Raw genomic sequence first — 12754 nt, forward strand, 5'->3', positions numbered from 1 at the left:
CTCCGTTAAAAAAATAATGCAACTGTAGGTAAAGTCCCCACCCGGATATTGATAAGTCATTTGTAATTATTCAATTTTTTATCGAAAATCTCAATTATTTCACGCAAAATTTGAGCAATTTCTAGATCTCAAACCCTCATTGGGTCGTGAGGAAGATATTATTTCAGGCCTCCCCTGTGCAGCTAACTTAAAAAAATAGCTCGCTCCTTAAACTGTAAGCCCTCTAAGCTTTTTGAAACCGTTCAAAAAAATGTCCAAAGTAGGGAAGTCTAAAATCTAAAATCACATAATTTAAAATTCTCTAATCAGTCATCTGTCATTAGATAGATTTAGGCAAGATAAAACTTATGAGAGCAACTTGCCGTCTTCTCTCAATGTTACAAAATATTAAAATAAATCACAACCTGAAACCAAATTCAAATCGCCAAAAAGCCTTAATGTAAAAAAATTTATGTAAACTTATGAAAGTTAATTAAAGTAAATGTAAAGATATCCGTGGAAATACGGAAATTGATAGATATAATAGGTGGTACAGACGTGGATCTATTGCGGTGATTTCAATAAGGCTGTGAATACTATGCGTACTTTGATTCAGCTCACAACAACGGCAACCCTGGCGGCCTGCCTGCAAGTGAATATAGTCGGCACCGCAAATGCGGCTCGACTTGCCAGCAACTCAACTAGCAATTTCACAAAAGCCCGTAGCGCGGGCGAGAGCCCGAGGCCATCGACCCCGAGAGTTTTGACAGTTGCACAAACCTCTAGGTTTCCCGATTACCCAAAAGAATACGAACCAGACCCGAACGGCAACCCCAAAAGTGACGGTACGGGGACGCGCTGACCCCAAATTTTCAATAAATTTTCAATCTTCTATTCGCGGAGATTTGTACCAATTCGATTGGTTAATTAAAGTATGGCTGCACCAATCCGGATCTGTGAGGGGATAGTCCACTCGGTAATGACCGCCGCGACTTTCGGTGCGAAACGCAGCACTTTTGACAATTAAATAGCCGATATCTAATAAATTCCCAACTTCTCCCCAATTTCGCAAAATCGATGTATTTTCCGCCTCAGCAGGGGAAAAATCAATACTTTGTCCGGGCCGTAAATTATCAAGCGTTTGACTCAAAGGCAACGAAGCAAATTCTTGCCGCCAAATCTCAAGTTGGACGATCGCACTTTCCAAATCGCGTTGTCCCCGGCAAATTCCCGCACTCTGCCACACCAAGTTCGGCAATTCGACCCGCAACTTTTCGATCGCCTCAATGTCCTTTTCAGAAATCGATTTTTCCAAGATTTCCCCCGCCTCGAACTGATCGGCGAATGCCTCGGGCGTTCCACCTTCTAGCTGCAAAAGCCCCATCTGCGCCCCAAAAACCAGACATTCCAGCAGCGAATTGCTCGCCAACCGATTAGCGCCGTGTACCCCCGTGCTCGCAGTTTCTCCCACCGCGTACAAACCCGGAATCGAAGTTTGGTTAAACTTGTCAGCGACAATCCCTCCCATCCAGTAATGGGCTGCGGGCGTCACCGGCACGGGTTCGGAAAAAATATCAATTCCCCAATCAGCGCACACTTGAATAATATTGGGAAACCTGTAGCGCAGTCGATCGACCGCAATCGGCCGCAAATCCAGCCACACATGAGGTTCCCCCGTCTTTTGCAGGTGGCGGAAAATAGCGCGGCTGACAACATCCCTAGGGGCGAGTTCCCCGCTGGGGTGAGAGTCAAAAGCAAAGCGATATCCCTTACTGTCAACCAAATGAGCTCCTTCTCCCCGCACCGCTTCGCTAATGAGAAACCGAGGCGCGCCCGCTGTGCTCAGCGCCGTCGGGTGAAACTGCACAAATTCTAAGTCTCGCAGCAGCGCCCCGGCGCGCCACGCAATTGCCACCCCGTCCCCGGTACTTACCGACGGATTGGTCGTTTGAGCAAAAACCTGTCCGCCGCCGCCTGTCGCCAGCACTACGGCTTTGGCCTGCAGCCACTTGACTTGTGAGCCACAAATCGAGCTAATCCCCTGGCAGCGCCCGGTTTCGTCTAGCCACAGACTCAGAGCAAAGGCAGGAGATACGAGTTGAATGTTTTTGCGGCTCAATACTTTTGCTGTCAGCGTAGCGATCACGGCTTTGCCCGTAGTGTCGGCGGCGTGGAGAACTCGGCGGCGGGAGTGGGCTGCTTCTAGGGTGAGGGCTAAATCTGGACCGGTGCGATCGAATGCAACGCCCATTTTCACTAGGGAGTCAATGCAGGCTGAAGCTTCCTCAACTAAAAATTTCACCGCCTCCAAATCGCAAAGACCGGCTCCAGCAGCCAGTGTATCCTGAATGTGCAGTGCTGCCGAATCTTCAGGGGCGATCGCTGCGGCAATCCCTCCTTGAGCCCAATCGCTGGCAGAAACAGGTAGGGTATTTTTATTGATCAAGCCCACGTGCAAATGCTCTGGCAGGCAAAGTGCTGTGTACAAACCCGCCGCGCCAGCACCTATTACCAATACGTCAAATTTGTCAGTCATAAGTCTGCCGCCAGTCAATTTTAGATTTTAGATTTTAGATTTTAGATTTTAGAATTGAGTCTACAGATGAATCTGGGGACTTGAACTAATGTCAGTCGATCGAGCTTATATTTTAGATTTTAGATTAAAGAATTGAGTCTACAGAGGAATCTGGGGAACCCGCTTATTTCAATCTAGGGAATTTTTGCAGGCTTTTGCCCAATGGTGGTTGAAAGTAAGTCTGCATAAATTAAAGGCAGAAGTCATCAGCCTATAGAAAAAAAATCTTTTCTTTCTGCCGAATGCCTTCTGCCCAATGACTTCTGCCTTCAAATGAGACCCGCTGCTACCTAGTCGTAGAGACCATTATTCAACCTGTTGTCTCCTTCAATAAAGACTGATTCAACCTCAGTTACGGTGAATTTGTCCATGTTAGCTTGCAGCACTTTTTTCTGAGCATCCGTCAAGTCTGAAATATTGAGTACGTCCTCAACATTTTCGTAAGGAGCATTCTTAATAATTAGTCGAGCTAAAGTGGGATACAACCCTCGAAATTCCCGAAAGTCCCGGACGGCGCTGTTGTTCAAATCAAGTTTTTTGCCGTATTCTGTGGCAAGCTTCTCATCGGCGCGATTGGTTCTAGCCGGAGCTTCAACAGCTAGGAGCGAGGATGATGGCAAGACGATACGGCTTAATGACGCCGCGATCGCGCTTTGGTCTCCAGCCCATGCAAAGCAGCCCAGCACTAAGCCCAATACTGCCAATAGACGACCCAATCGTTTCATGAAGTTTTGTCTCCCAATTTCATACACAGCATTTATGTAGAGACTACCATTTTGCTTATGCAGTTTTTCAGATAAATCCGCAATAGGTAGAGGGCTGTTATAAAGTTTACATTTTGGTATTGACAACGCAGGCGATATATGATATTAACTGACTTTTAAGCATCCCAGGCCAGTTTATAAAAGGCACTCCAAATTAAAAACTCGGACTGCCATTTTAAAGGGTTAATTTTTGCCCTGCACGCAATTTTCTAGCTATCGAGAACTCTTTCCTTTCGTTTTGAGAAAAGCGTTCAAGTCAGCATAAGTACCAGCGTAAGTCAGGCTGGGAGTGTCGTAACCCTTCAAAGCCACGGTGTGCGGCTCGAAAGCGCCCTCGGCCCCCAATTGCGTCAGGTATTTGTAGGTCGTTTCTCCCACAGCGATATCCTTGCCAAGTTGCTTGGTGCAAGACTCCAGGCGAAATGCTGCGTTTACAGTATCTCCCAAGGCCGTGTAGTCCGATCGGTCGCTGCTGCCAGAATTTCCCACCATTGCATAACCTGTATTGATTCCCGCCCCGACTCGCAAAGGAAAAGGTAGGGGGTAACGGCTGCTGAGTTCGTCTGTTGCCTTGTGCAGTTCGCTCAAAGCTTGGCAAATCCGCATCATTTCCTCGCTGCTGACACCGCTGGTTTTGTGGAACCAGACTGCCATGATGGCATCACCGATGTATTTGTCCACCCAACTGCCGTGTTCGCGAATGATCTGTCCTGCTTTGCGGAACCAATTGCCGATGACTTCCGAGAGGAGGGTTTCGTCTAGCTGCCTAGTCAAAACTGTAAAGTCTCGGATGTCCATTACCATGACGCTAATCAGGCTGCGTACCGTCAAAGTCGCCGTAAAATCTTCAGAGTCTGTATCGTGTATTGGATCGTGCCGGTGGCCCGCGGTTGGGTTGTAGAAGTCCAATTCGGTTTGACCGAAAATAATCCGATCGCCATTTCGGAGAGTGACAGGAATACTGACCCGCCGCCCGTTGACAAAGGAACCATTGCGGCTGCCCAAGTCGATCAGGTAGAACTCTCCTGTCTCCATTTGCTGTAACATCGCGTGATTACGGGAAATCCAGCGATCTGTCAGTACAAAATTATTGTCATCGCTCCGCCCTACTGTCCAGCAATTGCTGCCGGCGAGCGGCAAGTAGCGATTGCCGCCTTCTGTGCGAAGTACCATATGTGGATTGGGTTGCACTCGTCACAACAGTCCTAGAAACGACACAAAATTAACCGATTTGAGAGTTGAGACTTCAGATTTTAGATTTTTTAGTCCATCATCGATGCACCTAGCCCCTGCAGGATTTCAGAACCATAAATTCGATCGAGCGAGCGAAGGTATTTATGATTTGATCTACAAAAGCAGCCAGTAAAAACATACTGTCTACCAAGATTGTACCTGATAATACTGCCTGCCCCGGAGCGGAGACAACTTTTATTTATTTTGATGGACCAGAAAAAACTGGGAAAATGGCTCTCTGGCTAGCCGGCTACCCTGTACACACAAGTCCGAAATCTTTCAACACAATTCCTGAAACCTAAGTTTTGCATGAATCTCAGAAAGGAAGCTTATTTTCCTGAATTTTAAGTTATTGATTCGGCAAAACGAGAAATCAAGATTCTAGGAAACAGGGTTTCTACAATATGGGTCAGCGAGCAACTTCTCTGTACACGGTAGAGCTAGGCGCGGGTAGGGGGTGTGAGCTGGTATGCAGATCGAGAGTCCTGTGAACTACCAACACCAACCACGGCTCCCTATGGTGTAGGCTTCCAATTTCAATCGGAACAGCCGATCGTATCGAAGATTTCCTTCCAAACGTCGAACTTACATTCCGTCCCTGGGCAGTAGTGGTAGTTCATAACGCTAATAATCCAAGCCCTCCATCGCCAATAATGATAGCAGAATTTACATCTCTATCGTGCTTAGTTTTGAAGTTGCAATAAGTCCAGCTACGCACTTCCAACGGAAGGCTACCCACCTGATTCAGACCTACGTGGCAACTCTTACTCTATGGCGCAAAAAACCGACCCAGGTCTAGGTAATTTTTACCGTCTCTTTCAGCCTTGTATTTCAACGTTCTGGTCAATTTAGACCATCCCCAATTCCTAATTTATTTGGCTAGGCAATGATTTTTTACCATATTATTAACTGCTACATTTTCAACAAAGATAACTTGGTTTTTCTGCACCAACTTGGGAGATAGTTTTTCCTGGAAATTTTCACAATTGTTTGCCATTTTTTCGTTAACCCTGGCCACTATACGAGCTTTAGGGTGACAATTAAACCTTAATGTTTGCGAGATATTTTATGCTACTTACGGTTTGTATTTTGAGATTTTGTGGTTGATTGTAGCAAAAACAATCCCCAGCTTTCCTAGAAAATTGAGGAAGTTATCACCAACAATTTGTACTTTTTGTGGGTACTGAATTGATTGCTTGTCATGCGTTGACTAGAACTTCGGGAAAGATGCCCGTCCTTCAAAGAAGTTGATGAATGCTCTGCATAGGTTTAGTGAACTCAAATGATGCAGTTTTGGGTGACAGGGCAATCGCATCTGGTAAATAGCACTTTATGAAGCAAAACTGAGCTAGCGCGGTAACAAGCAAGCTAGAAAAGTTACCAAGCAATGGTTTAAGGGAACCCTGCTTATTTAATCTGCTTAGTAACGCCAGCAAATTTACAAAAAAATGGCAAATTAATATTAATTTTTAAAAGAAATATAGAAAATCTGGCATAGCCGATGGGGAAGAACAGGAATCAGCCATTCCGTATATTTTATTTAAGATAAGTGATACTGGCGTTGGCATAGATCCAGAACGAATGGGAAAATTGTTCCAACCATTCACCCAGGCTGATGCTTCAACTACAAGAAAGTATGGGGGTACTGGATTAGGGTTAGCAATTACTAGAAATTTGTCTCGGATTATGGGTGGCGACACCTTAGTTGAAAGCGAGATGGGTAAGGGGTCTAATTTTACTATTATACTGCCAGCAGTAGTGAGGATTCCCAAGTAAAACCATTGCTCATAATTGCCGTGTAAAAAACCCTTGTTAGAAAAGTGCGTACTTTACATCCCCCCCATTATTATGAGCATCAGCGATTTTTAATAAATCTGGCAAAACAGCAAGAAGCTGTGGCGTGTCAACGTCTATCCCAGCAGAAAGGTTTTGAATAAATTTAATTTTATAGCAGGCTCCGAATCGGACGGATTAAGGTCTTTTGTTCTGAGATTAACTGTTGGTAAGGAGCGTAGGAAACCACTAAGATTAAAAATCCTCTATGCTAGAGTAGGTGCTAAATGCCCTAGATCTGGCTTTTGACTGCTTGGTTGTGGCAATCGTTGGGGCATTTATGATGATTTATCAAATTTTTAAAACGAATTTTATTTATTGTAACCGTCTTGTGATAACTGAGAGATTGGTTATTTCTTGCCTGTCCAACTCGTTCTCCAGCTAGGAGTGAAGACCACAAGCTGGACGGCAAAAAACAACCCTGGCTTTCATCCCACCGCTAAGAAGAGTACAGTTATAGCGGGGCACTTCCCGCCGAGTAAGTTAAATTGGAAGAGAATTGTATGTTGTCGAAAAGAATTTTACCTTGTCTGGATGTGAAAGCCGGTCGCGTGGTCAAAGGTGTCAATTTTGTCAATCTTCAGGATGCTGGCGATCCGGTAGAAATGGCTCAGGTTTACAATGATGCGGGTGCTGACGAGTTGGTGTTTCTGGACATTACAGCGACTCACGAAGACCGGAATATTATGATCGATGTGGTGTACCGAACGGCCGATCGAGTATTTATCCCTTTGACGGTGGGCGGCGGTATCCAATCCTTAGACACAATTAAAAGTTTATTGAGGGCGGGCGCTGATAAGGTGAGTATTAATTCGGCGGCGGTGCGCGATCCGAGTTTAATTGACAAAGCCAGCGATCGATTTGGTAATCAGTGCATTGTAGTGGCGATCGACGCCCGCAAACGGCAAGATGCAGATAATCCGGGTTGGGACGTGTACGTGCGCGGAGGGCGAGAAAATACCGGCAAAGATGCGATCGCCTGGGCCAAAGAAGCCGAACAGCGCGGCGCGGGCGAAATTCTGGTGACAAGCATGGACTCGGACGGCACTCAAGCCGGTTACGATTTGGAATTAACTCGAAGCATTGCCGAAATTGTCGAAATTCCCGTCATTGCTTCCGGGGGCGCCGGCAACTGCCACCACATCTACGAAGCCGTGACTGAGGGCAAAGCAGAAGCTGCACTGCTGGCTTCCCTGCTGCATTACGGGCAACTCAGTGTAGGAGAAATTAAAACTTATCTAGCAAAATGTCAAGTTCCCGTGCGACAGCAGCAGCCATTAGTTATTAGTCATTAGTCAGTGGATAGTCGGGCGCATCTCATATCTTGCAACATTTTCAACAAACCCCTCTGCGGGTTCACTCAAGCGCCCTCTCACATTGCAACCAGGCTAAATAAACCCGCCCCCACCCCACGATCGAACCAGTTACTGACATTGATACCGCTATGTGAGGCGCATCCGAAGGCACTTATAGAGAATTTTTTTGATTCTACACAAGTGCCTTCTACATAAATGTCTTGGGGCAACCCACGCCAGTCATCTAGAAATATTCCCTGAGAAGGATTTCAAATACCCACTTTTTCAGCTAAATATTATATGTTAGCTCAATTTGAAAGAAAGCAACGGTTGCTTTTCTCAAACTTGAGTTAAAGATTGTGCAGAATATGAGTGAGTTTCAGCCTGTTAACAATCTTAGCGATCAAAACTACTAAAAACGGAGAAATTTTGTATGTCTTTTATCAGCTTTAACTTCCCTGCTAAGCGTTTAGTTCGCACTTTAATAGCTGTTTGTTTTTGTGCCTTGATGTTTGTTTCTAATGCTTTCCCCGCTTTTGCCGTTACCAGCAGCCCCACCAAAGGTGAAGACAAACTTTTAGGGATTGAAAAAGAATCTCAAGAAATTGTCCTGAAAAAACCAATGTCCTTGGAAGAAACTCAAGAAAAAGCCAGCAAAGGACCGAACGAAGTTCAGGGAGACGCTGATCTTGAAAAAATGAAAAATCCTTCCAATACAGAAGCTACATCCTTTGAGCAACAAGTCAAAAAAGCTGTCAGCAAAATTAAAGACTAACTTAGCGCGCAGTAGTCAGCGGACACTTGTCAGTATAAAAGATTAGGGACACGGCGCGGTGCCGTGTCCCTTGGAGTGCGGTATCCAATCTAAATTTATCTCTAGTTTTCAGAATTGGTATCAGATTGAATAAAAAAGTGGAAACGACTTGGCACCTTTCGGCTTTACAAACACTCTTTGCTGGGGCTCCAAGAGCAAGCTATCGAATTTTTCTCTAGTCAAATTAGCGTTTACTACTTGACCGTCATCTAAGGTTAATTCTACCTGTATTTCCCATCCCAAATGAATCAAGCGACTGATTCTTGCAGGCACTGTTGCACTATTTTCTGTAGTTTCAATTACTACGTCGTGAGGGCGCAAGAAAATCTCCGGGTTGGCTGAGTCAAAGCCGTTGCCTTGAAACATCCTTGAACTGCTGGGCAATACATTGACTGGACCGATAAAACTCATTACGAAAGCACTAGCGGGATGGTCGTAAATTTCTGCCGGTGTGCCGACTTGTTCGATTTTACCTTTATTCATTACTGTAATGTGATCGGCAACTTCCATCGCTTCTTCTTGATCGTGGGTCACAAAGACGGTGGTAACGTGAACTTCGTCGTGCAGTCGCCGCAACCAAGCACGCAAATCTTTGCGAACTTTGGCATCGAGAGCTCCAAAAGGTTCGTCTAGCAGTAACACTTTCGGTTCCACAGCCAGGGCTCTGGCGAGGGCCACCCGCTGTCGCTGGCCTCCTGAAAGTTGCGACGGGTATCTATCGCCCAATCCTGCCAATTGCACTAAATTCAACAATTCTTCTACCCGCGATTTGACTTTCGCGGGCGGTGTTTTCTGAATTTGCATCCCGAAAGCGATGTTTTTTCGCACTGTCATGTGCTTGAATAGCGCGTAGTGCTGAAACACGAACCCAATTTTGCGGTCTTGGACGCTAGTATTCGTGGCATCTTGGCCTGTTAGCCAGATTTTGCCAGAGTCGGGCATTTCTAAACCGGCAATCAACCGCAGCAGTGTAGACTTGCCGGAACCAGACGGGCCCAGCAATGCGACTAGGGAACCCGATTCAATTTCTAAGCTGACTCGATCGAGTGCTTGGAAACTGCCAAACTGTTTTGATACGTTTTCTACAACTATGCCCATAGGTAGGAAGAAGGAAGAGGGAAGAGGTTCGAGGTTCGAGACAGGAGACAGGAGACAGGAGGCAAGAGGCAAGAGGGAAAAATGTTAATCTCCAGTTTGTGGATGGGTTAAAGTAAGTTTTTTTATACCACGATCGCACATCCGTTTGTTAATTTTAGGGTTTTGGCGATCGGTCAGTCGATTTTAGATTTTAGATTTTAGATTTTAGATTTACTTGCAGCTTTGAATCTGGAAGATAGAACTTTGGTCTAAAATTTTGGGTTCTCCAGGAAAGGAGTTGGGGCTTTGTATCCGTTTTTGGGCGGGGTTAAACAGCCGAAAATTAACAAAAATGCACCTCCAAAACAAAACAATACAATTCTTTGCCACCAAAGTTGGCGTTTGGTACTACAATGCAGCAAAAGTTCAAGCGTTTTTGACTTCAACGGCTGAGGGGATAAAGGAAAATGGGAGATGTTGGACGTGTGCCTGTAGGAATTATCGGCGCTTCAGGGTACGGCGGCGTGCAACTTGTGCGACTGCTGGCGGACCACCCGGCGGCTGAAGTAGTTTATTTGGGCGGGGATAGCAGTGCGGGAAAACCTTTTTCCAGCCTTTATCCGCATTTGACTAACTGCACTGACTTGACAGTGGAGGCGATCGACCTAGACAAAATAGCCGCAAAATGTGAAGTTGTGTTTCTGTCGCTGCCGAACGGTTTAGCTTGCAAAATGGCACCGACGCTGCTCGAAAAAGGCTGCAAAGTCTTGGATTTGTCGGCTGACTACAGATTTGAAAATCAGGAAACTTACAAAGCTTGGTACGGCGGCGAGCGATCGGACTCCTCAGTGGCTGCAACGGCTGTTTACGGTTTGCCAGAATTGTATCGCGATCGAATTAAAGACGCTCAGTTAGTAGGCTGTGCCGGCTGCTACGTCACTGCTAGTTTATTGGCCCTGGCACCTTTGCTCAAACAAGGTCTCATTGTGCCAGAAACAGCCATTATCGACGCCAAATCCGGTACTTCGGGAGGGGGCCGCAAAGCCGAAGTTAATCTCTTGTTGGCTGAAGCAGAGGGTTCTCTGGGCGCTTACGGCGTTGGCCGCCACCGCCACACGCCAGAAATCGAGCAAATTTGCAGCGATTTAGCGGGACACGATATTAAAGTTCAGTTTACTCCCCACCTCATTCCGATGGTGCGCGGAATTCTGGCGACTGTTTACGCAACTTTGCGCGATCCGGGTTTGGTGCGAGAAGATTTAATCACGATTTTCAGCGCTTTTTACCGCAATTGTCCTTGGGTAAAAGTGTTGCCGGCTGGAGTTTACCCGCAAACAAAATGGGCTTGCGGCACGAATCTTTGTTATATCGGCATCGAAGTCGATCCGCGTACTGACAGAGTGATTGTGCTCTCGGCGATCGACAATTTAATTAAGGGACAAGCCGGCCAAGGCATCCAGTGCATGAACTTGATGATGGGCTGGGAAGAAACTTTGGGTTTGCCACAATTGGCTTTCTATCCTTAATTGAGGAGCGGTAATATCCAGATTTAACTGGTTAACTGGTTCCCGGGCTCTGCCTGGGAACCGATATCCAGAGGAAGAGCCTCGAAGACCCGAGGAAAATTGGAGGCAGAGCCTCCGGATCTGCGTCCCCAGGCAGAGCCTGGGAACGAGGATTAGCGATTACCAAGTGTTATTTAGGCCCGTAACCGATCGACCCAGCATAAATTGCCCGATCGCCCAATTCATCCTCAATCCGCAATAAACGGTTATATTTGGCAACTCGTTCGCTGCGACACAAAGAACCAGTCTTGATTTGGCCGGCGCGAGTCGCTACGGCTAAATCGGCAATGGTGGTATCTTCAGTTTCACCGGAACGGTGGCTGATGATCGATCGATAGCTGTTCCGTTTGCCCAGGTCGATCGTATCCAAAGTCTCCGTCAAAGAACCAATTTGATTGAGCTTAATCAAAATCGAATTGCTAGCTTTCAAATCAATTCCTTTTTGCAGCCGCGTGCGATTAGTAACAAACAAATCGTCACCTACCAACTGAACTTTGCTGCCCATTTTCTGCGTCAGCGCTACCCAACTGTCCCAATCGTCTTCGTGCAAACCATCTTCAATGGAAACAATCGGATATTGTCCGGCCAAACCATCCAAATAATCGATTAATTCTGCCGGCGAATGAGCCACACCGTCGTAAGTATATTGCCCATCTTTGTAAAATTCGCTAGCAGCCACATCCAAAGCTAAAGCAACTTGTTCACCCGGTTTGTAGCCAGCTTTTTCAATAGCTGCAATCAACAAATCCAAAGCTGCTTGATTGGATTTAAGATTAGGCGCAAAACCGCCTTCATCACCCACACCAGTCAGCAAACCCTCAGCTTTTAAGACTTTACTCAAGGATTCAAATACCTCTGCACCCCAGCGTAAAGCTTCTTTAAAAGAGGGCGCACCCACAGGGACAATCATAAATTCTTGAATGTCCACATTATTGTTAGCGTGAGATCCCCCGTTGATCACGTTCATCAGTGGTACTGGCAAAACGTTCGCCAAGGGCCCGCCCAAGTAGCGGTAAAGGGGCAGTCCTAAAGTCTCGGCGGCCGCCTTTGCTGTGGCTAAGGAGACTCCGAGAATGGCATTTGCGCCGAGGTGGGATTTGTTGGGGGAACCGTCCAAGTCAATCATGGTTTTGTCTACCAGTGCTTGGTCGATCGCATCGAGATTAGCCAAAGCGGGGGCAATTTTGTGTTCGACGTTAGCAACGGCTTTTAGGACTCCTTTGCCGCCGTAACGGGTTTTGTCATCATCGCGGAGTTCGTGGGCTTCAAAAGAGCCTGTAGAGGCACCGCTGGGGACTTGGGCGAGCCCCACAACACCGTTGGCTAGGTAAACTTCAGCTTCAATGGTGGGGCGGCCACGGGAGTCGAGGATTTCTCTGGCTTGAATAGATTCGATCGCAGTGTCTAGCATATTAATTATTCCGGACTTAACTCAAGGTTTCATGACAATTAGCAGTCTCTGGGTTTTCCCACGCTGACTGCTGACGGGTAATAGAGTACGCGATCCCCTGAATTATTGGTACACAGTTCAAAATATTTGCGGATGGGGACGGGCAGATGGGTGTCAATAAGCTAGGCTTGTTGAATAAAGACCGCCGGCAATTTTGACAGTAATTTGA

The 12754-nt window shown here is 46.4% G+C and carries 10 protein-coding genes; 5 read left to right on the forward strand and 5 right to left on the reverse strand.

Annotation, left to right across the window (positions count from 1 at the left end):
• Positions 1 to 568 precede the first annotated feature (568 nt).
• The gene (locus QUA62_RS14075) at positions 569 to 841 is read left to right on the forward strand and encodes a hypothetical protein (protein WP_333286741.1); all 273 of its coding nucleotides are present in this window, start codon (positions 569 to 571) and stop codon (positions 839 to 841) included.
• A gap of 21 nt (positions 842 to 862) precedes the next feature.
• On the opposite strand, the gene nadB is transcribed toward QUA62_RS14075, so the two are convergent.
• The 3 genes from nadB to QUA62_RS14090 all read right to left on the reverse strand — a co-directional run bounded on the left by nadB (position 863) and on the right by QUA62_RS14090 (position 4491).
• On the reverse strand, positions 863 to 2515 hold the full coding sequence (gene nadB, locus QUA62_RS14080; protein WP_333404784.1) for an L-aspartate oxidase: 1653 nt from the start codon (positions 2513 to 2515) through the stop codon (positions 863 to 865).
• 329 nt (positions 2516 to 2844) lie between these two features.
• Positions 2845 to 3279, reverse strand: coding sequence for a photosystem II complex extrinsic protein PsbU (gene psbU / locus QUA62_RS14085; RefSeq protein ID WP_333404786.1), 435 nt, complete (start codon positions 3277 to 3279; stop codon positions 2845 to 2847).
• Positions 3280 to 3531: 252 nt separating this feature from the next.
• On the reverse strand, positions 3532 to 4491 hold the full coding sequence (locus QUA62_RS14090; RefSeq protein WP_333286735.1) for an adenylate/guanylate cyclase domain-containing protein: 960 nt from the start codon (positions 4489 to 4491) through the stop codon (positions 3532 to 3534).
• A 1593-nt stretch (positions 4492 to 6084) separates the two neighbouring features.
• Between QUA62_RS14090 and QUA62_RS14095 the strand changes: the two genes are divergently transcribed.
• From QUA62_RS14095 to QUA62_RS14105, 3 genes are all read left to right on the forward strand, one after another.
• Positions 6085 to 6327 (forward strand): ATP-binding protein, encoded by a 243-nt coding sequence (locus QUA62_RS14095; RefSeq protein WP_333404831.1) that lies wholly within the window; start codon positions 6085 to 6087, stop codon positions 6325 to 6327.
• A gap of 560 nt (positions 6328 to 6887) precedes the next feature.
• The gene (gene hisF, locus QUA62_RS14100; RefSeq protein ID WP_006635853.1) at positions 6888 to 7679 is read left to right on the forward strand and encodes an imidazole glycerol phosphate synthase subunit HisF; all 792 of its coding nucleotides are present in this window, start codon (positions 6888 to 6890) and stop codon (positions 7677 to 7679) included.
• Between the two features lie 433 nt (positions 7680 to 8112).
• Positions 8113 to 8454 (forward strand): low temperature-induced protein, encoded by a 342-nt coding sequence (locus tag QUA62_RS14105; protein ID WP_333215100.1) that lies wholly within the window; start codon positions 8113 to 8115, stop codon positions 8452 to 8454.
• Between the two features lie 120 nt (positions 8455 to 8574).
• Here QUA62_RS14105 and QUA62_RS14110 read toward each other — a convergent pair whose 3' ends face one another.
• Positions 8575 to 9591: a sulfate/molybdate ABC transporter ATP-binding protein gene (locus QUA62_RS14110; RefSeq protein ID WP_333404789.1), complete on the reverse strand. Its 1017-nt coding sequence runs from the start codon at positions 9589 to 9591 to the stop codon at positions 8575 to 8577.
• Between the two features lie 446 nt (positions 9592 to 10037).
• Between QUA62_RS14110 and argC the strand changes: the two genes are divergently transcribed.
• The gene (gene argC, locus QUA62_RS14115) at positions 10038 to 11096 is read left to right on the forward strand and encodes an N-acetyl-gamma-glutamyl-phosphate reductase (protein WP_190659031.1); all 1059 of its coding nucleotides are present in this window, start codon (positions 10038 to 10040) and stop codon (positions 11094 to 11096) included.
• 169 nt (positions 11097 to 11265) lie between these two features.
• Here argC and eno read toward each other — a convergent pair whose 3' ends face one another.
• Positions 11266 to 12546 (reverse strand): phosphopyruvate hydratase, encoded by a 1281-nt coding sequence (eno, locus tag QUA62_RS14120; protein WP_445301666.1) that lies wholly within the window; start codon positions 12544 to 12546, stop codon positions 11266 to 11268.
• Positions 12547 to 12754: the final 208 nt, after the last annotated feature.

The sequence above is a fragment of the Microcoleus sp. MON1_C1 genome (assembly GCF_036701945.1).
In the GTDB taxonomy this organism is placed as follows: Bacteria; Cyanobacteriota; Cyanobacteriia; order Cyanobacteriales; family Microcoleaceae; genus Microcoleus.

What these genes read in the sequence shown, in the direction of transcription:
- nadB (WP_333404784.1), bottom strand. Translation starts at nt 2,515, where the DNA reads ATGACTGACAAATTTGACGTATTGGTAATAGGTGCTGGCGCGGCGGGT.
- psbU (WP_333404786.1), bottom strand. Translation starts at nt 3,279, where the DNA reads ATGAAACGATTGGGTCGTCTATTGGCAGTATTGGGCTTAGTGCTGGGC.
- QUA62_RS14090 (WP_333286735.1), bottom strand. Translation starts at nt 4,491, where the DNA reads ATGGTACTTCGCACAGAAGGCGGCAATCGCTACTTGCCGCTCGCCGGC.
- hisF (WP_006635853.1), top strand. Translation starts at nt 6,888, where the DNA reads ATGTTGTCGAAAAGAATTTTACCTTGTCTGGATGTGAAAGCCGGTCGC.
- QUA62_RS14105 (WP_333215100.1), top strand. Translation starts at nt 8,113, where the DNA reads ATGTCTTTTATCAGCTTTAACTTCCCTGCTAAGCGTTTAGTTCGCACT.
- QUA62_RS14110 (WP_333404789.1), bottom strand. Translation starts at nt 9,591, where the DNA reads ATGGGCATAGTTGTAGAAAACGTATCAAAACAGTTTGGCAGTTTCCAA.
- argC (WP_190659031.1), top strand. Translation starts at nt 10,038, where the DNA reads ATGGGAGATGTTGGACGTGTGCCTGTAGGAATTATCGGCGCTTCAGGG.
- eno (WP_445301666.1), bottom strand. Translation starts at nt 12,546, where the DNA reads ATGCTAGACACTGCGATCGAATCTATTCAAGCCAGAGAAATCCTCGAC.